At 69.8% G+C, this 22069-nt stretch carries 14 protein-coding genes; 6 read left to right on the forward strand and 8 right to left on the reverse strand.

The genetic code is table 11. The features are described 5' to 3' along the window. Positions 1-30: 30 nt before the first annotated feature. Genes JRI60_RS46730 through JRI60_RS46740 form a run of 3 tightly spaced genes read right to left on the reverse strand, consistent with a single transcriptional unit; the run spans position 31 to position 6222 of the window. Positions 31-1755 (reverse strand): sensor histidine kinase, encoded by a 1725-nt coding sequence (locus tag JRI60_RS46730; RefSeq protein ID WP_204222561.1) that lies wholly within the window; start codon positions 1753-1755, stop codon positions 31-33. A 30-nt stretch (positions 1756-1785) separates the two neighbouring features. After that, complete coding sequence (locus tag JRI60_RS46735) at positions 1786-4950, reverse strand: efflux RND transporter permease subunit (protein WP_204222562.1); 3165 nt, start codon at positions 4948-4950, stop codon at positions 1786-1788. Between the two features lie 45 nt (positions 4951-4995). Further along, positions 4996-6222: an efflux RND transporter periplasmic adaptor subunit gene (locus JRI60_RS46740; protein ID WP_239470130.1), complete on the reverse strand. Its 1227-nt coding sequence runs from the start codon at positions 6220-6222 to the stop codon at positions 4996-4998. Between the two features lie 288 nt (positions 6223-6510). On the opposite strand from JRI60_RS46740, the gene JRI60_RS46745 reads away from it, so the two are divergent. From JRI60_RS46745 to JRI60_RS46765, 5 genes are all read left to right on the forward strand, one after another. Next, positions 6511-7182, forward strand: coding sequence for a response regulator transcription factor (locus tag JRI60_RS46745; RefSeq protein WP_204222563.1), 672 nt, complete (start codon positions 6511-6513; stop codon positions 7180-7182). After that, positions 7179-8690 carry a sensor histidine kinase gene (locus tag JRI60_RS46750; RefSeq protein ID WP_204222564.1) on the forward strand — a complete coding sequence of 504 codons (1512 nt, stop codon included), beginning with the start codon at positions 7179-7181 and terminating at the stop codon, positions 8688-8690. Before JRI60_RS46745 ends, JRI60_RS46750 begins: the two co-directional genes overlap by 4 nt. Positions 8691-8702: 12 nt before the next feature. Next, positions 8703-10277: a CehA/McbA family metallohydrolase gene (locus JRI60_RS46755; protein WP_204222565.1), complete on the forward strand. Its 1575-nt coding sequence runs from the start codon at positions 8703-8705 to the stop codon at positions 10275-10277. 232 nt (positions 10278-10509) lie between these two features. Then, entirely contained in the window at positions 10510-11706 is a 1197-nt protein-coding gene (locus JRI60_RS46760) for a DUF2380 domain-containing protein (RefSeq protein WP_239470131.1), read from the forward strand. Continuing rightward, complete coding sequence (locus JRI60_RS46765) at positions 11703-12173, forward strand: NUDIX hydrolase (protein WP_204222566.1); 471 nt, start codon at positions 11703-11705, stop codon at positions 12171-12173. The genes JRI60_RS46760 and JRI60_RS46765 overlap by 4 nt, the downstream gene beginning before the upstream one ends. A 12-nt stretch (positions 12174-12185) precedes the next feature. Here JRI60_RS46765 and JRI60_RS46770 read toward each other — a convergent pair whose 3' ends face one another. Then, positions 12186-13445: an extracellular solute-binding protein gene (locus tag JRI60_RS46770; RefSeq protein ID WP_204222567.1), complete on the reverse strand. Its 1260-nt coding sequence runs from the start codon at positions 13443-13445 to the stop codon at positions 12186-12188. Positions 13446-13624: 179 nt separating this feature from the next. Between JRI60_RS46770 and JRI60_RS46775 the strand changes: the two genes are divergently transcribed. Then, positions 13625-16165 carry a PAS domain-containing protein gene (locus JRI60_RS46775; protein WP_204222568.1) on the forward strand — a complete coding sequence of 847 codons (2541 nt, stop codon included), beginning with the start codon at positions 13625-13627 and terminating at the stop codon, positions 16163-16165. 13 nt (positions 16166-16178) lie between these two features. Here the strand turns inward: JRI60_RS46775 and JRI60_RS46780 are convergent, their stop codons facing one another. The 4 genes from JRI60_RS46780 to JRI60_RS46795 form a co-directional block, all read right to left on the reverse strand. Next, positions 16179-17171 (reverse strand): 2-dehydropantoate 2-reductase, encoded by a 993-nt coding sequence (locus JRI60_RS46780; RefSeq protein ID WP_204222569.1) that lies wholly within the window; start codon positions 17169-17171, stop codon positions 16179-16181. Continuing rightward, on the reverse strand, positions 17168-18697 hold the full coding sequence (locus tag JRI60_RS46785; RefSeq protein ID WP_204222570.1) for an acyl--CoA ligase: 1530 nt from the start codon (positions 18695-18697) through the stop codon (positions 17168-17170). The genes JRI60_RS46780 and JRI60_RS46785 overlap by 4 nt, the downstream gene beginning before the upstream one ends. 103 nt (positions 18698-18800) lie before the next feature. After that, positions 18801-20831 carry a TonB-dependent receptor gene (locus tag JRI60_RS46790; protein ID WP_204222571.1) on the reverse strand — a complete coding sequence of 677 codons (2031 nt, stop codon included), beginning with the start codon at positions 20829-20831 and terminating at the stop codon, positions 18801-18803. Positions 20832-20997: 166 nt separating this feature from the next. After that, on the reverse strand, positions 20998-21999 hold the full coding sequence (locus JRI60_RS46795; RefSeq protein WP_239470132.1) for an ADYC domain-containing protein: 1002 nt from the start codon (positions 21997-21999) through the stop codon (positions 20998-21000). Positions 22000-22069 lie beyond the last annotated feature (70 nt).

Here is a 22069-nt window from a genome sequence, read left to right on the forward strand (position 1 = left end):
CTGTTCGAGAGTGGATGCCTGCCCGCCCGCTCAGTGCACCGGCGGCTCGGGGGGCCGCTCCCGCTCGGCCGGGCGCGAGGCCCGGGGCAGCGTGAAGGAGAACGTGCTCCCCTGCCCCTCCTCGCTCTCCACCTCCACCGAGCCACCATGGGCCTGCACCAGCCCCCAGCTGATGAAGAGGCCGAGCCCCGTGCCCTTCTTCCCCGTCCCCTCCGCCTGCCAGAAGGGCTGGAAGAGGTGGGGCAGCGCTTCGGCGGAGATGCCCGGGCCGGTGTCGTGCACGCGGAAGCGCACGAACTCCTCCCCGCACTCCACCACCACCGTCACGCTCCCACCCTCGGGGGTGAACTTGAGGGCATTGCCCACCAGGTTGGACAGCACCTGGAAGACGCGGTCCCGGTCGCAGCTCACCCGGCAGCGCTCCCGGGGCAGCCGCGTCCGCAATTCAATCCGCTTCTGGATGGCCAGGGGCTCGAGCAGCGCCAGACCCTCGCGCACCAGGTCGTCCACCCCGTACTGCCCGAGGTCCAGCTTCAACCGGCCCGCCTGGAGGCTGGCCATGTCCAGCAGGTCCCGGATGAGCCGGTCCATCCGCTGCACCGAGCGCTCGATGGTGCCCGTGTGGTTGCGCATCCGCTCACCCACCTCGCCCTCGGGGATGAGCCGGCGCAGGAGCTGGACGGTCAACGAGATGCTGCCCAGCGGGTTCTTCAGGTCGTGGCTCACCACGGCCAGCACCTCCTCGCGGGTGCGGACCGCGTTGCGCGCTTCCCGCTCGGCGGCCTCGGCCCGGGCACGCTCGCGTTGCTGGGCCTCGGCCTCGGCACGCGCGGCCTGCTCCCGTTCCACCAGACGGATCCGCTCCTCCTCGCCCCGCAGGCGCCGGGCCTCCTCCCGGTCCAGCGCGAACGCGGCCCCCCACACCAGCCCGGCGAAGGTGAGGACGTTCACGGTGGCGATGAGCGCCACGGCGAATGGCAGCGAGTAGGCCTCCGCCTGGTAGCCCGCGAGCACCAGCCCGGCCTGGAGGATGGGGAGGATGAACGCGGGCGGCAGCAACCAGCGGGAGAGCACCCCGCCCAGGCCCGAGTGGGTGACGACCTTCATGAAGCCGCGGTCCGGACGGGCACTGAAGACGCCCACGGACAACAGCAGGAAGCACACCGTGGTGTGCACCGCCATCTGCGCGTAGCGGCTGATGCCGGTGAACTCCCGCAGCCCGTAGAGGTAGCCCAAGAAGCCCACCAGCGAGATGACTCCCGCGAGCGCGGCGAGGTACTGCGCGGGCCACCCGACCACCCGCGTCTTCAGCTCGATGCTGAGGAGCGACACCCCGAGCAGGAGGAAGCAGATGGCGGTGTTGGGAGCCATGCGCCCCGGATGGCCGAGCTCCACGCCGAGGACGGGGTCCCTCACGAGAAGCTGGTCGATGCCGAGGTCCACCCCGAAGATGTACTGGGCGAGTGTCGGGCCCGAGATGAGGATGAGGAGCCCCGCGCCGACCCGCACCGCCCACTGTCTGAAGACGCTGGGGCGGGAGAAGCTCAACAACACCAGCGTGCTTCCGGAGAGCATGAAGCACAGGGCCGTGTTGGCCTTCATCGTCGGCAGGCCCGGCCGCAGCCCCTTGAGCGAGGAGATGTCGAACAACCACGCGGCGAACACCACCAGTCCCACGAGCAGGACGATGCCGCCCTGGAGTCGCGCGGTCCGCTGGAGGTTCCGACACAGACGCTCGTGGGCCGTCACCTCCATTGCTCGCCCTCCCTCGGGGCGCGTGCCCGCTCAAGCGCCCGGACGCGCCTGAGGGGGCCCGTGAAGCGGCTCGCGCTCGCGGTGGCCCGTCTTGCGCCGCAGCTTGCCCATCGCCCACGTCCTCCAGTCATGGAGGATCTCATACACAGTAGGAATCACAAGCAGTGTCAGCAATGTGGAAGTGATGACACCCCCGATGACGGCACGGCCCAGGGGCGCCCGGAAGTCACCGCCCTCGCCATGCCCCAGCGCCACCGGCACCATGCCGGCGATGAGGGCCAGGGTCGTCATCATGATGGGCCGCAGGCGGATGCGCCCCGCCTCGATGAGCGCCTCCCGCATGGGCTTGCCCCGCAGGTGCGCCCACTTGGCGAAGTCGATGAGCAGGATGGCGTTCTTGGCCACGATGCCCATCAGCAGGATGACGCCGATGAGGCTCATGATGTTGAGCGTGTCCCCGGACACCAGCAGCGCCAGCACCACGCCGATGAGGGACAGCGGCAGCGACAGGAGGATGGCCAGCGGGTCCAGGAACGAGCCGAACTGGATGACCAGGATGAGGTACATCAGCAGCACCGCCACCGCGAGCGCGAGGAAGACGCGGCCGAACACCTCCGCCTGGTCCGCCGCCTCGCCGCCCACGCCCAGCTCGTAGCCCGGCGGCAGCCGCACCTGCGCCACCCGCGCCTGGATGTCCGTCATCACCTCCGACAGCGAGCGCCCCTGCACGTTGGCCTGGATGTTGATGACCTTCTCGCGGTTGAGGTGGTTGATCTGCGCGGGACCCACCGTCTCGCGGATGCGAGCCACCTGGCCCAGGGGCACCAGCGCCGGAGTACCGCCCGGCGTCACGCCCGCCACCAGTGGGAGCTGCTCCAGGTCGCTCGGGCGCGTCCGGGACTCGGGGACGAGCCGCACCATCACGTCCCGCGTCTCGCCCGAGGGGTCCACCCAGTCACCCGAGTCCACGCCCGCGAAGGCCGCGCGCAGCGACTGCGCCACCTGGGCCACCGTCACGTTCAGCCGGCCCGCCACGCCGCGGTCCACCTCCACCTCCACCTCGGGCTTCTCGCCGCGCGTGGACAGGCCCACGTCCACCGCGCCCGGCACCTTCTCCACCTCGAGACGCACCGCCTCGGCCAGCCGCGTCAGCTCCCGCGCGTCCGGCCCGCGCAGCTCCAATTGAATCTGCTTGAAGGCTCCGCCGAAGCCGCTGGTGAAGACGGACACCCGCGCCCCGGCCACGCGCGACAGCTCCTGGCGAAGGGTGGCGCCCAGCCCCTCCTGGCTCACCTTTCGCTCGTGCTTGGGCACGAGGCGCACGTACACCAGCGCCTGGTCCACGCCCGGCGAGCGCAGCGGCAGCGCCGTGCCGATGGTGGTGAAGGTGTACGCCACCTCCGGGTGGTTGCGCGCGATGCGGGACACCTCGTCCACCTTGCGCCGCGTGTACTCCAGGCTGGAGCCCGCGGGCGTCTCCACCAGCATCTCCACCTCGGAGCGGTCGCTCACCGGGACGAAGCCCGCTCCGCCCACGGTGCCCTGCAACACCAGCGCGCCCACCAGCGAGCCCACCGCCACCAGCACCATGGCCAGCCGGTGGTCCAGCGCCCAGGCGATGACGCCCTTGTACCGGTCCGCCTGCCGGTCGAACCAGTTGTTGAAGCGCGCCAGCACCCGCGAGATGGGACCCCTGCGCGCCCCCTTCTCCACCGCGGGGTCCGGCCAGTACGCCGACAGCATCGGGTCCAACGAGAAGCTCACGAACAGGGACACCAGCACCGAGCAGGCGATGGTGAGGGCGAACGGCTTGAACCACTGCCCGGCCACCCCGTACATGAAGGCCACCGGGACGAACACCGCCACGATGGAGAACGTCGTCGCCGCCACCGCGAGGCCGATCTCGCTCGTGCCGTCGCGCGAGGCCGTGTAGTGGTCCTTCCCCATCTCGATGTGGCGCACGATGTTCTCGCGCACCACGATGGCGTCGTCGATGAGGATACCGATGGCCAGCGTGAGGCCCAGCAGCGACATGGTGTTGAGCGTGAAGCCGAACGCCCACACGCTGATGAAGGAGGCCAGCACGCTCACCGGCAGCGCCAGGCCGGTAATCACCGTCGAGCGCCACGAGTTGAGGAAGAGGAACACCACCAGCACGGTGAGCAGCGCGCCCTCCACGAGGGCGGACTGCACGTTGAACACCGCCTCGTCCACCCGGACGCCCGCGTCACGGACGATCTCCAGCTTCACGCCCTGGGGCAGCTTGGGCTGGATGGCGGCGATGCGCTCGCGGATGGCGTCGGCCACCTGCGTGGTGCTGTAGCCCTGGGCCTTGAGGATCTCGATGCCCACCGCCTCGCGGCTATCGTAGAGGGCCAGCGTGCGCGGATCCTCGGTGCCGTCCACCACCTGGGCCACCTGGCCGAGCCGGATGGGCTGACCGTTGCGCTCGGCGATGACGACGCGCGCGAAGTCCTCGGGCGTCTCCAGCCGGCCCTTGAGGCGGATGGTCGTCTCATCCAGCTTCGCATCCAACCGCCCCACCGGCGCGGCGAGGTTCTGCTCCTGCAGCGCCTGCACCACCTGCCCGATGCTCAGCCCCGCGGCCTGCAGCGCCTGCGGGCGGACGAACACCGTCATCTCCCGCTCGATGCCACCCACCACCGAGGCCTGCGCCACGCCGGGGATGGCGCGCAGCTCGCCCACGATGCCCGGGTCCGCCAGCCGGGAGAGCGCCGTGGCCGGCACCGTGTCCGAGGTGAGCGCCAGCGAGACGATGGGCATGTCCGCCGGATCGAAACGCGTGAGGATGGGCTCCTCCATCTCCAGCGGCAGGTCCGCGCGCTTGCTCGAGATGGCGTCCCGGATGTCCTGCGAGGCCTGTTGGATGTCCTTTTCGTAGTCGAAGAAGATGGTGAACTGCCCGAGGCCATCCGTGGCACTGGAGGTGGAGCGCCGCGCGTCCACCCCGCTGATGCTGAAGATGGCGTCCTCGATGGGCTCCACCACCTCGCGCTCCACCACATCGGGTGAGGCGCCTGGGTAGACGATGGTGACGCCGATGATGGGCTGATCGACGTCCGGGAACTCGTCCGTCTGCAGCGCCACGAGCGCGACCACACCGAACACCACCAGGGCCAGCATGGCGGTGATGGTGACGATGGGCTTCTTGATGGCGAAGTCGGAGATGAACACGAAGGCTCTCCCTCTAATGAGACTAGGCGCGAGTGGACACGAGGCTCAGCGAGGCGGGGACACGGGCTCGGCCGGGGGAGGCCCACCACCGCCCACGCCCGGCTCGGGCTCCCGGGGCTTCTCCCTGGGCGGCCGCACCTGCACGAGCGTGCCCTCGGCAAGGTCCCGCGCCGAGCCGCGCAGCAACACGTCTCCGGCCCCCACACCGGAGCGCAGCTCCACCAGCCGCGCCATCTGGTCCGTCATGCCCAACGTCACCGGCACGCGCTCCACCCGGCCATCCTTCACGCGCAGCACCGTGGGCGGCTCGGCGCGCGTGTCCACCACGGAGATGGGCACGGCGGGCACCTCGCGCTGGAGCGACGCCACCCGCCCCTCGGCGAAGAGCCCGGTGAGCAGCGCCTGCTCCGTGTTGGGCAGGGTGACGTAGAGGCGCACCTGGCCGGTGGCTGGATCCACCGCCGGGTTGATGCGCTCGATGCGGCCCGCGAAGGTGCGGTCACCATAGCCGCCGACGGTGAAGTCCACCCGGGTGCCAGTCTTCAGCGTGCTGAGCTGCGCGGCCGGCACCGAGGCCTCCAGCCGCATGCTGGTGGGGTCGATGACGGTGTAGAGCTGCGTGCCCGGCTGGACGACGTCTCCCGCGCTGGCGTGACGCTCGCTCACGATTCCATCGAAGGGGGCGAGGATGCGGGTGCGGCCCACCTGCTGCCGCGCGAGCGCCAGCCGGGCATTGGCCTCGGCGAGCTGCGACTCGGCCTGCACGCGCGCCAGCTGAGCTCGCTCGAAGTCGCGCCGGGTGATGACGCCCGCCTCGACCAGCTTGCGGTTGCGCTCCTCCTCGGAGCGGGCCACCCGCAGGGCGTCATGCCCCACCCGCACCGCCGTACGCGCGGCGAGGAACTGATCCTGCTGCGAGAGATCCTGGATGCGCGCGAGCAGCTGCCCCTTCTTCACTTCCTGGCCCTGCTCGACGGCCATCTCCAGCACGGCGCCCTGGGCCTCGGAGCGCATGGTGGCGGCGCGCCGGGCCTGGAGCGTGCCGGAGAGGACGGGCCCCTCCTGCAGCTCGCGCGACTCCACCCGCACCACGTCCTCCGGCCCGAGCGTCACCGGCGCCTGTGCCTGTGGCTGGGACGCCTCCGGCGCGCCCGGCTTGCAGCCCGAGAGCACCCCCAGACTCAATCCCAGGCTCATGATGAAGAGACCGCGGAATCCCGCCTTCACGGGCATCCACCGTCCCGTTCCCCGGCGTCTCGTGCTTGCACTCACGCCAAACACCTCCTGACACACCGCGTGGTGATGTGCATGATGGAGAGCCGACGCACCCGGAGTGACATCTTGGAGCCCCTCCCGCTGGTTGCCCGCTCGCTCGGAAACCGCTCGTGCGATGAGGGGTTGCGCCTCGCGGAGGAGGCAGGGAGCCGGGCGCATGTGTTCCCGCTCTCCGCGTGTGGGGCCACGTCTTAAGAAATTCTTACGACAGTTCCTGTAGGAGGCAGATGAGGGGACGGCGCCACGGGGGACGTGGTGGCCTCCGTTCCTGGAGAGGACAGCCCCATGGGTGAGCGCATCCTGCTCATCGAGGACGACCAGCAGCTCGGAGCACAAATCACGGACTTCCTGGGACGGGCGGGTTTCGAGGCCACGTGGTGGTCCGAGGGACGTCCCCTGCAACCCGGCGAGGCGGCGACCTACCGGCTCGTCATCCTGGACCTGATGCTGCCCGGCACCTACGGCATGGACATCCTCCGGCAGCTCCGCGAGGGCTCGGACGTGCCCGTGCTCATCCTCAGCGCGCGCAACGACACCGCGGACAAGGTGCGGGCGCTGAAGCTGGGGGCCGACGACTACATGACCAAGCCCTTCTGGCCCGAGGAGCTGGTGGAGCGCATCCGCGCACGGCTGCGCCGGCCCGTGATGCAGCGGCAGAACGCCGTGGAGCTCGGGGGACTGTCCGTGGACCTCGAGAGCCACGAGGTGCGCGTGCAGGGCAAGCCCGTGGAGCTCACGCGCGTGGAGTTCGAGCTGCTGGCCGCGCTCGCCCGCCGGCCGGGAGCCGCCGTGACTCGCCAGTGGTTGGTGGAGAACGTGTTGGACCCCGAGCGCGAGGGCACCGAGCGGACGCTGGACGTGCACGTGTCGCGGCTGCGCCGCAAGCTGGGTCCCGGCAAGCACATCGAGACGGTGTGGGGCATCGGCTACCGGCTCGGGGACGGAGAGGGTCCATGAAGCTGCGCATGCGGCTGGCACTCACGACCGCGGGGGTGGCGCTCGCCATCGCGCTGGGGCTGGCGTGGATCCACTGGACCGTCGAGACGAGCGCGCGCGAGTCGCTGCTCGCCGAGTTCGCCCTCACGCAGATGCTCCAGGGCGGGCGTGAGCGCTGCGAGGCCTCCCCCGCGACCTGGAGCCTCGAGCAGACCGGTGGACCCCGCGGTCCCCCACCGGGTGGGCGCGAGGGCCCTCCACCGCCACCTCCGCGGAACTGGTTTGGAAGGAAGGAGCCAGGAGGCCCTCCTCCCCCTGGAGGGACGGCGCTGTTCGCCTATGACACGGAGCTCGTGGCCCGGAACCCCGCCGCGCCTCCGTTGCCCGAAAAGCTCGCGGCGGCCATGCGGAAGGGACAGGAGGCGGCCGGCCGGTCCCCGGGGCTCGACGACCGGGGCATGCGAGAGCTGGTGGTGCGGATGCCCTGGGCTTCCGGCCCCTGTGCCTTCGTGCTCGTCCGGCAGTGGGGACCGGGCCCGCGAGGGCGGCGGTCTCCGACACCTCCTCCCGACATGCTGGTGTTCCCCTCGCTGATCGCCCTCGCGGGCGTGCTGCTCACGGTGGGGCCCGTGGTGCGCCGCCTGCGCCAGCTCACCCGTGAGGTGCGCACCTCCGTGAGCAGCGCGTACCAGGGGCCCATCACCCTCCAGGGGAACGATGAGGTCACCGAGCTGGCGCGTGCCTTCGACGAAGCGGGGCGTGAGGTGCGCGCGCAGATGGACCTCAAGGAGCAGCGGGAGCAGACGCTGCGCTCGTTCCTGGAGAACACCACGCACGACGTGATGATCCCCCTGACGGTGCTCCAGGGGCACCTGGCCGAGTTGCAGCAGCGCGCCGCCCGGGGCGAGCCGGTGGAGGCATCGGTCGTCGCGGCGGCCAGCCAGGAGGCCCATTACATGGCGGCGCTCATCCACAACCTGGGCGCCGCGGCGCGGCTGGAGGCGGGCGAGCCGGCCGTGCAGCGCGCCCCGGTGGACCTCAACGCCCTGGTGGAGCGGTGCATGAGCCGCCACCGCCCCATCGCACGCCAGCAGGACGTGGCGCTCGAGTACGCCGTCCCGGAGGCGCCGGTGCGGGTGCTCGGGGACGACATCCTCATCGAACAGGCGGTGAGCAACGTCATCTACAACGCCGTGCGCTACAACGCGCGCGGAGGACATGTGGCCGTCGTGCTCGAGCACCAGCCGGGGAACACGTTCCGCCTGCGGGTGCTCGACGACGGGCCCGGCATCCCCGAGAACGAGCTGTCGCGCATCGTCGAGCGGCGCGTCCGCGGCAACGCCGCGCGCACGCGAGGGCCTGGAGGCAACGGCCTCGGGCTCAACATCGCCTGGAAGGTGACGGTGCTGCACGGGTGGCGCCTGGAGCTGGGACGCTCGGAGTACGGAGGGCTCCAGGTGGACTTCCTCGGTGAGCTGCTCTCCGAGAGCGAGCCCGGTGGAACGCGCCGGACGTCGGGCATCGGGTAGGCTCGGGCGCCCGTGCGCGCCCCCTTCGTCTTCTGCTCGTTCCTTCTCTGTCTCCTCGTCTGTACTTCCGCCGCCGCCGCTGGACCGCTGGTGTTGGAGGGGGAGGTACCCGCCGAGGGCAGCTTCTTCGACCTCCCCTTCGAGGTGCCACCCGGCACGGTGGAGCTGGAGGTCCGCCATGACGACCTCGCCAGCGAGAACATCCTCGACTGGGGACTGGAGGACCCGAACGGCTTCCGCGGCTACGGCGGTGGCAACGAGGAGCCCGCCATCGTGGGCGAGCGGGCGGCTTCGCGCTCGTACCTGACGGGCCCCCTGCCCGCGGGCACCTGGAAGGTGACGGTGGGCAAGGCCAAGATTCGCAAGACGCCCGCGCGCTACCGCATCGAGGTGCTCTTCCGCTCGCAAGCCACGCTCGCGCCCCAGCCCGAGCGCCAGCCCTACCACCCCGCCGACGCGCTCTCCTCACAGGCCCGCTGGTACTCGGGCGACTTCCACGTCCACTCGCGCGAGAGCGGTGACGCCCGGCCTCCGCTGGAGGAGATCGCCCGCTACGCGCGCGGCCAGGGGCTCGACTTCGTCGTGCTCACCGAGCACAACACCACGTCCACGCTCGACTTCCTCGGGGACGCCCAGTCGCGCTTCCCCGACCTGCTGCTGGTGCCGGGCATCGAGTACACCACCTATGGAGGCCACGCGAACGCCATCGGCGCCACCCGCTATGTGCCTCCGCGCGTGGGCGAGGGTGTCTCCTTGAAGGAGGCCGTGGACGACTTCCACCGCCAGGGCGCCCTCTTCTCCATCAACCACCCCACCTACGACGTGGGCGATATGTGCATCGGCTGCGCGTGGCAGCACACCGTACCCCCGGGCGGCGTGGACGGGGTCGAGGTGGCCAACGGCGGCTGGGAGAAGCTCGGGCGATTCTTCTCCGACGGCGCGCTTGGCTATTGGGACTGGCTGTGCGCGCAGGGGCAACACGCCGCGGCGCTCGGAGGCAGTGACGACCACCGCGCCGGCGTGGACCTGGATTTCACCCAGAGCGCCATCGGTAATCCCACCACCCTCGTGTACGCGCGCGAGTTGAGTGTGCGGGCACTGCTGGACGGCATCCGTGATGGTCGCACGGTGGTGAAGCTCCAGGGGCCGGAAGACCCCATGGTGGAGCTGACGAGCAGCGTGGTGCCCGCCGGAGACACCGTGCTCGCGGAGGGCACACGCTTGAGTGCCCGTGTTACTGGTGCGAAGGGCCAGCAGGTGCGCTTCGTCCACAATGGCGTGCGACTGCCGCTCGTGGCGGTGACCTCGGATGACTTCGTGGTGGAGCAGGACGTCACCGCTCCAGAGCACGGTGAAGATCGCTTCCGCGTGGAGGTCTGGGTGAATGACAGACCTCGCACCGTCACCAGTCACCTCTGGGTGGCTCGCTCCTCGGAGATGCGCGGCATCCCCGGTCCCGTGCCCCAGCTCGGTGAGCCCGGCCGTTGCGGCTGTGGCTCGGTGCCGGGCTGGAGCGTGGGAGTGCTCGCGCTGGCCGTACTGGCATTGAGGCGCGAGCGGCGCACACGGTTGGACAATGCGCACTGACTCACGACGAGCCTTGTGGGCGGGCCTGCTGCTCGCCATGGCCATTCTGTCCATCTGATGTGCGTCGCTGACACCACCGCCCAGCCGGGGAATGAACCTGCGCTACTCGCCGCGCGAGGCTTTCCCGCCCGCGTTGGCCGAAAAGCCGAGTGCGGCGAGCCCCAGCCCCGCGGGCGCTGCGCGGCAGCGTGCCCTCGCGGCACACCTCGCATTCCTCGGGGCGGTTGGTGATGTGTCAAACTCCTCCCGCCGCATCTCCGGTGAGCTTTCCAGACTCGAGGCCAGCGAGCGAGGCATCGCCGGCAGAGCCGCCGGCATCTTCGGCCCCTACGTCGATCATGGCACCCAGCAATTGCGGTGGATCGACGCGGAGCTCGCTGCCGCCACCAAGCTGGCCAACACGGCCTCGGAGGTGGGTGACCCGGACATGCAGCTCGCCCTCCTACGCCTCGCCGGCCCACGGCTCCAGGCCGCCATGATGGGCTCCATCCTGCTCGCCGTATGGCTCGACTTCCTCAACCTCGCCGACGTCGTGCTCAACCAGTACCTCTACAGCGTAGAGAGGCTGTTCGTGGACATGGAGCGTTTTCAGAAGATGCTCGAGCCGTCCATGAAGGCGCTCTCCTCCCTGGAGCCAGGGCAGGTGGAGGTAGCGGCGGCCGACCTCCCCGCGCTGGTAGGCCACCTCACCAGCGAATTCGCCACAACCCGTGAGGCCGTGCGCGCAGGGGCGGAGAACCTCGAGAAGATGCTGGTGCTCAAGGAGTCCATCGAGGCACTCACCCTGCTATCGGCGATGAAGTTCTCGCTCCCCGCACCACCGCCGGCCGCTCCGGCCACGCTCGGAGTGGGCCTGGTGATGGGCTCCAACGGCGTGATGATGGGCACGCGGATTGTTGTCTCCGCGGAGTGGGTGGAGATGATGCGCCGACTGGTGCAGGCGGGCATCCTCTCCCTTCCCGTCGTCAGCGCCGCCGTGCGGATTCACGCCGGCCAGGTGATGATGGCGCAGTCTCACGACGAGTTGCCGCGGGGCGTTCGCGATGCGCTGGGCGATGGACCCGAGGTGCGGAGCATGCGCGTGACGGGCAGAGCTGGGACCGGCATGGCCAGGCCTCCGCGGCACCACGTCCTGCCGCGAGAGTTCCGCGAGTGGTTCGAGAAGCGCGGCTTCACTGGCGACATGAGCATCGACCGGTTCTGCGTCGAATTGGAGCGTGCAAGCCACGAGGCGATTCACGGCGGTGGCGATTGGCTCGTGGGTCGTCGATGGCCCGGTGAGTGGAACCAGATGATCATGGGGGCACTGCGTGACGCCGAGGCCGAAGCGGGTCGGATGTTGACGCGCAGCGAGATCCTGAAGGTCGTCGCGGAGTACATGAGACTCTATAAAATCCCAATGAACTTCGTCCCCGGGAGAGGACCATGACAGAGGGGAGTGCCTGGCAAGGCAACTGGAGGGCCCGTCTGTATGAACGGGTCCGCGAGCGGGGTTTCGACTCGCTCACGGCCTTCGCGGAGGCGCGTCCCGCGGTCCCGATCCATACGCTCGCCGAGGAGCTTGGCGAGGACGATGTCGCTGGGGTGCAGGTGTTGGGCGCGTTGCTGTCCGAAGCGGAGCAGCGCAAGCAGGTCACACGTTTCGTGCGCGATGTTCTCGTGCGCCTTTTGTCCCAGCATCTCCCCGAGGGATGGCCCGCCGTGCTGGACGACTCGAACCGTTTCACGGTCGCCCAGACATTCGCCATGTGGACGAGCTTCACCCCGGAAACACACAAGGAGCGTGTCAGGCAGGCCAGGGCAGCGCTCCGCGCCGAGCCGCCGCCGCCCGGCTGGCGCCCGCTCGGCCCTGACGACGAGTTGCTCCGAACGCTCCTGCCTGACGAGGAGGTTTGAACTTCACTGCCACTAGGGAGCTTTCTTCGGCGCCTCGGGTGCTTCCTTGGCTCCTCGACGCAGACCCGCCACTCCCTTCTGGACCTCCCGCTGCGCCTGCTCCAACGCCGCCTTGGGCGTGGAGAGCTTGTGGAGGGTCGCGTTCATCGCCGACGTCGCCGGAGACCAGACCATCGTCATCTCCGCCAGGTTCGGCATGGGCAGGGACACCTCCCCCTGCTTGCGGATCGCCGATAGCACCGCGTCCGAGGCCACCGCCGGATCCTCGTACACTTGCGCGAACGCCGGGTTCTGCCTCCCCTGCAACGCCATGACGCGCGCACCCTCCGGGCCGGTGAGGTAGCGCACGAAGTCATAGGCCGCGTCCTTGTGCTTCGAGCGCGAGGAGATGGCCACCCCCTCCACCGTCATCCACGGCTTCAGCGGCTTGCCGCCCGCCTCGTCCACCGTGGGCAGCAGGGCCAGGCCATAGTCGATGCCCGGGGCGATCTCCCCGATGAACCAGGGACCAGAGAAGACCATCGCCGCCTTGCCCTCGTTGAACAGCGACGTGACGAGCGCCGTGGACGGCTCGGCGGGCAGCACTCCCTCCTGCTTCACCCAGCTCATCAACAGCTCCAGCGATTTGACGTTCTCCGGCGCGTCCAGGCGCACCTTCGGACCCGGGTCGAACACGCGCCCCCCGAAGGCATGCATCAACGCCGCGTGGTAGTAGAAGTCCGCGTAGGGATAGGCCAGACACACCCGCGTCTTGTCCGCCGAGCCCGCTCGAAATGCCTTGCACGTGGCCAGCATCTCCCCCGTCGTCTGGGGCGGCTTCGCCATCAGCTTCTTGTTGTAGATGAGCGTGATGACCTTGAAGTTCAACGGCAGCGCGTAGACCGAGCCCTGGTAGGTCATCGCCTCCAGCGTCCCCTTCACGTAGCGCTCGCGCACGGACGGCTCCAGGAAGAAGTCGAGCGGCTCGAGCAGCCCGCCCCCCTCCACCCAGCCTCCGAGCCGGTCCTGCGGGAAGACGAAGACGTCCGGCCCCAATCCCCGTGGAAGCGTCGCGGAAATCTTGTCCGTGAACGCATCCGAGGGAATGGCCAACAGCTTCACCTGCACACCGGAGCTCGCCTTGGCCGTGTTGTACGCGGCGACGACCTTCTCCAACGCGGCGCGCTCGGAGGCGCGGTAGCCGTGCCACACCACCACCTCGGCGGCACGAGACACTCCAGAGGACACCAGGGCCAACAGGAACAGGAGCCAGAACGGCGAGCGACTCTTCATGAGCGGAACTCCTTACCCGAGAGCAGCCCGGGCCAAAAAAATACAGAACCCGACAATGACCAGAATTGCACCTCATACCCGGCTGTCGAAGCTGGAACCGGTCCCAGGGCCATGACCGGAAGCCGCGGGACGGGCCCAATGTTGCTCAGTGTTCCTTCGACTCCTCGGACGTACTCGCAATGCCCCTGCCGCCCCCTCCTGACTTCCAGCTCCTCTTCGAGCACAGCCCCGGCGCCTACCTCGTCGCCGCCCCGGACGCGGACTTCACCTTGGTGGCGGTGAGCGATGCCTACCTGCGTGCCACCTTGACGACCCGCGAGGGCATCCTCGGCCGCCCCTTGTTCGATATGTTCCCCGACAACCCGGCGGAGCCGGACGCCACGGGCGTGCACAACCTGCGCGCCTCGCTCGAGCGGGTCGTGGCCACTCGCGCGCCGGACACCCTGGCCGTGCAGAAGTACGACATCCGGCGTCCCGAAGCCGAAGGGGGCGGCTTCGAGGAGCGCTACTGGAGCCCTCGCAACACCCCCGTCCTCTCCTCCGAGGGCGAGGTGCTCTACCTCATCCACCGGGTAGAGGACGTGACGGACTTCGTGCACCTGTCCCGCCGCCGCGAGGAAGAGCGCGAGCGCACGGCGGCCCTCCAGAGCCGCAACCTGGAGATGGAGGTGGAGCTCCTCCACCGGGGCCAGGAGCTCCTGGCCGCCAACCAGGAGCTGCGCGAGGCGGTGCGAGCGCGCGACGAGTCCCTGACCCTGGCTTCCCAGTCCCGCGCGGAAGCCGAGCACCAGCGCGAATGGCTCCATTCGCTCTTCATGCAGGCTCCCACCGCCATCGCCATCTTCCGGGGGCCCCAGTACGTCATCGAGCTGGCCAATCCCAAGATTTGCCGCCTCTGGGGCCGCCGGCCCGAGCAGGTGCTGGGCAAGCCCCTGTTCGGGGCCCTGCCCGAGGCCGCGGGACAGGGCTTCGAGAAGCTGCTGGATGGGGTGCTCGCCACGGGGAAGCCCTACGTGGGGACGGAGCTGCCCGTCAGGCTGGCGCGCCTGGAAGGCGGAGCCCTCGAGGACGCGTACTTCAACTTCGTCTACGAGCCCCTGCGCGACGCCCAGGGCGGGGTGGAGGGCGTCATCATCGTCGCCTCGGACGTGACGGAGTTGGTCCAGGCGCGCCGGCGGATGGAGGCGCTCGCCGCCGAGGAATTGCGCGCCACCGAGGAGCGGCTGCGCCTGGCCACCGAGGCCATGGGACTGGGGACTTGGGAGATGGACTCCACCACGGGTGCGCTGGAGTGGGACGCACGCACGCGCACCCTCTTCGGGGTGCCCGAGGAGGCCCCCGTGGACTACCCCCTCTACCTCTCGCGCGTGCACCCCGAGGAGCGCGAGCGCGTGGACCGCTGCGTCCAGGAGGCGCTGGCCCCGGGCGGCACCGGGACCTTCTCCATGGACTACCGCGTCGTCCCGAACGAGGGCGCGGCGGAGCGGTGGGTGTACACGCAGGGCCGGGTCTACCGCGATGGCTCGGGGTATCCCGTCCGCTTCCTGGGCACGGTGCTCGACATCACCGAGCGCAAGCGCACCGAGGAGGCGCTGGCACGCAACGCGGCGGAGCTGGAGGCCATCCTCCAGAGCATCCCGGACGCGCTCTTCGTGGCGGACGCCACGGGCGTCAAGCGCGCCAACACCCGGGCGCTGGAGATGCTCGGCTTCTCCAGCCTGGAGGAGCTCAACCAGGCGGTGCCCGTGCTCTCGGAGCGGCTCAACAACCGCTCCGCGACGACGGGCCAGCGGCTGACGATCCAACAGGAGGCCGCCACCCGGGCGATGGCGGGCGAGCGGGTGGTGGACGAGGTGGTGTCGCGCCACCTCCAGACGGGCCGGGATGTGGTGATGCGCCGCGCGGCGGCGCCCATCCTCCAGGACGGGCGGATTGTCGGCGTGGTGGCCGTCAACACGGACATCACCGAGCGCAAGCGCATCGAGGCGGAGCTGCGGCAGGCGGCGGAGTTCCGCGAGCGCTTTCTCGGCATCGTCTCCCATGACTTGCGCAACCCGCTCAACGCCATCCTCCTGTCCGTCAATGCGATGATGCGCTCGGATGGCCTCGTCCAACAGCATCTGAAGGCCGTGCGCCGTATCGCCACCAGCGCCGAGCGCATGGGGCGGATGATCGCCGACCTGCTCGACTTCACTCGCGGGCGGTTGGGCGGGGGTATTCCCATCAGCCCCCGCTCGGCCAATCTCCGCACCATCTGCCGGCAGGTGTTGGAGGAGCTGGAGATTGGCAACCCCCAGCGGGAGTTTCGGCTGAGCGCAACAGGCGAGTTCCAGGGCGAGTGGGACCCCGACCGACTCGCGCAGCTCCTCGGCAACCTCGGCAAGAACGCAGTGGACTACAGCCCTGACGGCATGCCCGTGGACTTCGTGTTGCGCGACGAGGGGGACACCGTGCGCGTTCAGGTGCACAACGAGGGCCCCCCCATTCCGGCGGACCTGCTCCCGCGCATCTTCGAGCCCTTCCGGCGGGCCACGGACGAAGGACACCCGAGGTCCGGCCTGGGCCTGGGCCTCTTCATCGTCCAGCAGATTGCCCGCTCCCACGGAGGACACGTCGAGGTGTGCTCCACCCCAGCGGAAGGCACCACGTTCACCGTGCGGCTGCCGCGCTCCGTTGGCCCGCCCCGTAGTGGGCATGACCCGTTTCAGTGGATGGGGTGACGACGCCGCCAGCCTACCTCGGGAGAACTCCCGGGTAGCACCCCGCCTGCCGCGCGCGCTCGCGCACCAGCGCCAGCACCAGCTCGCACGTGGGCATCGGCCTGCCCACGAGCTGGCCGAGCTCCACCACCGCGCCCAGCAGCGCGTCGATCTCCATCGGCCGGCCTCGCTCCAGGTCCTGCAGCATGGAGGTCTTGTGCGCGCCAACCTCCGCCGCTCCCCGGATGCGCTTGTCGATGTCCACCGGGAAGCGCACGCCCAGGGTCTCGGCGACGGCCTGCGCCTCCACCATCATCGCGCGCGCCACCGCTTGGAGGTCCGCCTGCGTCGCGAGCCGCTCCAGTGTCGCCCCCGTGAGCGCCGAGAGCGGATTGAAGGCCAGGTTGCCCCAGAGCTTCACCCAGATTTCATCGCGCAGACGCGGCCGGATGGGCACCTTCAGGCCCGCTTGGATCAACTGCTTCGCCAGGGCCTCGATGCGCGGGCTCTTGCTCCCATCGGGCTCACCCAGCGAGATGCGGTCTCCATAGGTGTGCTCGATGACGCCGGGCTCGACCACCTCGGCCGCCGGGTAGATCACCGAGCCGATGGCTCGCGACGGATGCAACGTCGTCCAGAGCTTCCCGCCCGGGTCCACGCTCTCCACCGGCCGGTCCCGGTAGGGGCTGTCGAGTCCGTAGAAGTACCAGTAGGGCACACCGTTGATGCCCGTCACGAGCGCCGTCTCGGGGCCCAGGAGCGGGACGATCTGCTCCGCCGCCCCTGGCAGCGAGTGTGCCTTCAACGTGACGAAGACGTAGTCCTGTGGCCCCGCCTCGGCCGGGTTGTCCGTGCACGGCGGGTGGACGGTGACGCTCTCGCCTTCGCTTCGCAGGGTGACGCCCTTCTCGCGCATCGCGGCCAGGTGCGCCCCGCGCGCGATGAAGGTGACATCAGCACCCGCCTGGACCAGCCGGACGCCGAGGAACCCGCCAATCGCTCCCGCTCCGAAGATGGCGATCCTCATGCCGTGAGCCCCAGGCGCTCCGCCAGCCCGATGCGCTGCAGCTTGCCCGTCGCTCCCTTGGGAATCTCCGTGAGGAAGACGATCTTCCTCGGCACCTTGAAGTCCGCCAGGCGCCTGGCGGCGAAGTCCCGGAGCTCCCGCTCGGTGACGCTCGCCCCCTCGCGCAGCACCACGGCGGCAGCCACCTCCTCGCCCAGCTTCGGGTGCGGCATCGCGAAGGTGACCACCTGCTGCACCGCCGGGTGATCCATCAACACCGTGTCCACTTCCAGCGGGCTGAGCTTCTCGCCCCCCCGGTTGATGATCTCCTTGAGCCGGCCGGTGATGCGCAGGTAGCCCGCCTCGTCGAGCGTCCCCTGGTCCCCCGTGCGGAACCACCCGTGCGTGAAGGCCTTGGCGTTGGCCTCGGGGTTGTTCTCGTAGCCCGCCGTGACGTTGCGGCCCCGGATGACGATCTCCCCGAGCACGCCCGCCGGCAGCAGGTTGCCGGCCTCGTCCATGATGCCGATCTCCGGCCCCGCCGCGATGCCCACGCACCCCGTGTAGCGCAGCCTCGGCGGCAGCGGGTTCGAGGCCATCTGATGCGACGCCTCCGTCATGCCGTAGCTCTCGATGACCGGCACCTGGAACACCCGCTCGAGCTCCTCCATCACCTGCGGCGGCAGCGACGCGGAGGACGAGCGGATGAGGCGCAGCCGCCCGGATTGGATGATGCCGCTGTTGCGCCCGGCTCGGCCGAGAATGGCCTGGTGCATGGTGGGCACCGCCGTGTACCAGCTCGGCCGGATCTCCTCGAACCAGCTGAAGAACTTGAGCGCGTTGAAGCCCGGCGTGCACACCACGGCGCCTCCCGCCGCGAGGCTCGCCAGCACCGCCGCGATGAGCCCGTGGATGTGGAAGAGCGGCATGATGTTGAGGCAGACATCCTCGTGCCCGAGCTCCAGCGTGTGGCCGATGTGATAGGCCGACGCCGTGACGTTGACGTGGCGCAGGGGGACGATCTTGGGCCGCGAGGTCGTCCCCGAGGTATGGAGCACGAGTGCCACGTCCTCGGCCCCGGCGAAGCCCGCCCGCGCTGGACTCCCCGAGAGCGGCCTTTCTGGCTTCAAGGTGAAGAGGCCCGCCGGACCTTTCGCGTCGGGCACCAGCTCGATGATGGGAATGCCTCGCGCGGCGGCGACGGCGCGTGCCGGGCTCTCCATGCCCTCCTGGATGACGAGCGCCCGGGCGTTCAGGTCCGAGAGGTAGAACTCGAACTCCTCCGCACGGTAGGCCGGGTTGAGCGGCGCGGTGGTGGCGCCACAGGCGATGGTGACGAAGGCCGTCGCCATCTCCGGACCGTTGGGCAATACCAGGGCGACACGGTCACCACACCCGATGCCCAGGGCGTTCAATGCCGCGACGGTGCGCCGGGCGAGGTCCCTCAGACCGCCATGCGTCAGGCCGGGCCGCCCCGGCGCTCCGATGGCGAGGTCTCCCTCGCGCCCCTGCTCGATGAGCTGCACGACCGTGTCCGCGCGATACATACCGACGCACCTCCGCTCCTGCTGGAGGTCTTCCGATACGTCCTCCGGTGTCCCCGCGCAACCAACGGTTGTCCGGGGAGGAGCCAGTCGTGAGACGGCCGACTCAGTAACGCGCCCGGACTCCCAACGACGGCAACGTCACGGGCGGAAGGCCGAACGGCTTGCGCACCAGTTGGCCCTTCTCGCGCCCGTAGGAGTAGCGGAACGTCTCCTTCGCCAGGGCGACGTTGAAGACATCCAGCCACGCCTCCACCGCCAACGGCCCCAGCGTGCCCGTCTTGGATACCCGGCCATCCACCCGGAAGTAGCCCGGCAGGCGCGTCACCCGGTCCCGGTCCTCCGGAATCCAGCGCGACGTGCCCTTCTCCGGATCCACTCCCTCGCGCTGCGTGTACGAGAAGAGGAGGTTCCCCGCCTCGGGCATCCCCGTGTTGTAGTGCAGCGTGGTGCCCACCGTGAGGCCCCACGGCAGCTTCACCGTGACGGCCGTGTTGAAGACGTGCGCCTGCTCGAGCGACGAGGCGAGCGGCACCTGCTCCGTGCCCACCACCTGTCCCGCGTCGTTCCGGCGCTCCACGGTCGTTCGCAGCGTGCGCCGCTGGAAGGTGTAGGAAGCGAGGAGCGACCAGCGGTCGGAGATCGCTCGCCGGGCCAGGAGCTCCACGCCGTAGCCGTACCCCTCCGCCGTGCGCGTCCGCCCGCGCTCCACCGGGTCATCCGCGAGCATGTCGAAGGACAGTACGTCCAGCTCCACCGTGCGCAGCAGCGGGAGGGCGAACACGTCCGCGCCGAAGGTGAAGCCCGCGGGGCCTCGCACGTCCGCGCCCGCCTCCACCTGGAGGGCTCTCTGCATGCCGAGGCGCAGCGCCGCCGCCTCCACGCCCGGCGCGTCGATGAGGTGGGCCGGTGGCTGGTGCATGAGTCCCGCGCCCAGCCGCAGCGCCACCGTCTCCGAGAGCATCGCCCGTGCGTGCAGCCGGGGCTCGACGACCATCTGGCTCAGCGCGGGTGCCAGCAGGTAGCCATCCACGCGCACGCCCGGAGTGAGCTGCCACCTGTCCCGTGTCCACGTGGCCTGCGCGTACGCGCCCGCGAACGTGGCTCGGGCGAGGGATTGGAGGACGCCCGTGGTGATGGTGGGACGGGAGGGGTCCCCGGCCTCGCCAGGGCGAAAGGTGGTGGATTGGTCGATGTCCGCGAGCCGGCGCTCCACGTCCGCGCCCGTCTCCACCGCGAGCCGCTCCGACAGGGAGGCACGCCACGCCACCCTCGCTCCGAGCGTGCGCTCCGAGAGCCCCACGGTGACTCGCGATGCATCGCCTCCACCGTTGGCGCCCAGGGTGTCGTGGCCGTAGGTGACGGCGGCCTCGGCCTCGCCCGCGCCCAGTGGATGCGTGAGGCGGAGATCCACGCGGTGGAAGGCGGTGCCCAACCGGACGATCGTCCCCGTACCGCGCAGGCCCGCGTCATCCGAGCTTCCCAGGGCGAACAGGCGCAGCGAGCCCCGGCCCACGGACTGGGTGATGCGCGCCTGGTAGTCGAAGAGGCCGAGCACCAGATCCGGGCCCGGTGAGTCTCGCAGGCCGTTGATGACCGAGGCGGCGATCCATGGGGTATAGGCGAAGCGGCCGGAGAGGGTGAGCTCGGTGCCCGTGTCGGCGATGGGTACCTGGGTGAGCACGCCGACGTTGAACAGGTCGATGGAGCCAACGGCGCGTACCGTGTCGGTGCTCGGCTCGAGGAGCCGGGCCTCCACGGTGCCACCCAGCTCTCGACCGAAGCGCGCCGGAGGGGGTCCCCGGTGGAAGTCGAAGCCGGAGACGAGCTCGGGGCTGATGGCCGAGGGGCCCACCCACAAGTGATAGAGTTGGGGCACTCGCACGCCGTCCAGGTAGATGCCCGTGGACGATGGGGCAGAACCGCGCACCACGGGCAGGCTCGCGCCCGAGACGATGTGACTCACCCCCGGCAACACCATGAGGGCGCGCAACGGCTCGCCTCCCCAGGTGCCCGCCCAATCGTGCAACTCGGAGGATTCGAAGGTGAGGGGGGCACCGCTGCTCGTGGACAGCTCCCCGGCCTGGGAGACAGAGCCCACGAGGAGCGCTAGCAGGACTCCTGGCGTCTGACGCACGGCTTCTCTTGGGTTCGACTCTCCCTCTCCCTTCGGGAGAGGGCGGGGGGTGAGGGTAGCGGAGCTCCCGAGGTTATATCTGGGAACCTCTCCAGTCTGGATCCCAGGATCCGGGTACCCTCACCCCGTCCCTCTCCCGGAGGGAGAGGGGTGTTGCGCGCGCGCGCTACGGCGTTTCGCTCTGAAGCAGCGTGCCGGTTGAGAAGGCGTCCGCCGTGCCGCACTGCGGCTTCACCGCGGCCCCAGGGCACGACACCGGCGCGTGCGCGCGGTTGTGGTCCGTGAAGCAGCGCGCCCCCTCCGTGTCCCACTCCGCCTCCAGCCCCCAACCCTCGGTGTCCACCTGCACGTTCAGCGCGTCGTAGATGTTCACCCACTGCCCGTTCACCGTGTGCGAAGTGCCATCGCCGCAGTAGTCCGCGCGGATGAGCCGCGTGCACGCCTGGTGGTGCGCCGCCAGGCTCACGCCCCCGACGCTCGCCCACGGCTTGTAGCCAATGTGGATGCACTTCGCGATGGCCGCGCCCTCGCACGCGAAGGTGAAGGTGTTCGGGTCTTCGTACTTCGCGCCCCCCACGCCCGGCAGCTCCTTCCGGTAGTCCCAGCGCCCCGCCACCGCGATGGCGTCCGCCGGCTGTCCGCTCGCGTCCTTGCAGATGGGGTACCAGTGGCCGTCCTTCGGCTCTCGATAGGACACCCGGTACTTCCACACGTCCTGCTCCGCGCCCGTGCCCGGGGTGATGCCGTCCACGCGCAGCTCCACCTTGCCGCCATTGCCCAGGTTGCCCGTGAACCACGCGTGCGCGAACTGCGTTCCGGACACGCTCCTCCCCAGGTACCGGCCGTGCAACACCGAGCCCTCCAGCCACACGGCGTCGAGCCGGCCTTCCTTCCACCCGTGGCCACGCCCGGGGGCCGGCTCGTTCCAGCCACCGAGCCACGCTCCCGCGTAGTTCACCGACACCAGCATCCGGGCGATGCCATTGAGCTCATCCCCGTTCAGGTCCGAGCCATTCAAGTCCGAGCCGTTCAGGTCCGAGCCATTCAGGTTGGACCCGTTCAGGTTCGAGCCATTGCTCACGCCCAACGCCGCGCCCGTCTCACCGGCAGACTCTTCCGGAAGCACCGGCGCCTCGCCTCCACACGCCACCACTCCCACGGTCGCCACGACAACACGGCACCACCCACTCGCTCGCATGACCCTACCTCCGTCCCCAGCCCCACTTGCGAGCGACGGT

This window comes from Archangium violaceum (genome assembly GCF_016887565.1).
GTDB classification, from domain to species: domain Bacteria; phylum Myxococcota; class Myxococcia; order Myxococcales; family Myxococcaceae; genus Archangium; species Archangium violaceum_B.

Coding starts and splice junctions, on each gene's coding strand:
- JRI60_RS46730 (WP_204222561.1), bottom strand. CDS start 1,755: ATGGAGGTGACGGCCCACGAGCGTCTGTGTCGGAACCTCCAGCGGACC.
- JRI60_RS46745 (WP_204222563.1), top strand. CDS start 6,511: ATGGGTGAGCGCATCCTGCTCATCGAGGACGACCAGCAGCTCGGAGCA.
- JRI60_RS46750 (WP_204222564.1), top strand. CDS start 7,179: ATGAAGCTGCGCATGCGGCTGGCACTCACGACCGCGGGGGTGGCGCTC.
- JRI60_RS46765 (WP_204222566.1), top strand. CDS start 11,703: ATGACAGAGGGGAGTGCCTGGCAAGGCAACTGGAGGGCCCGTCTGTAT.
- JRI60_RS46770 (WP_204222567.1), bottom strand. CDS start 13,445: ATGAAGAGTCGCTCGCCGTTCTGGCTCCTGTTCCTGTTGGCCCTGGTG.
- JRI60_RS46775 (WP_204222568.1), top strand. CDS start 13,625: ATGCCCCTGCCGCCCCCTCCTGACTTCCAGCTCCTCTTCGAGCACAGC.
- JRI60_RS46780 (WP_204222569.1), bottom strand. CDS start 17,171: ATGAGGATCGCCATCTTCGGAGCGGGAGCGATTGGCGGGTTCCTCGGC.
- JRI60_RS46785 (WP_204222570.1), bottom strand. CDS start 18,697: ATGTATCGCGCGGACACGGTCGTGCAGCTCATCGAGCAGGGGCGCGAG.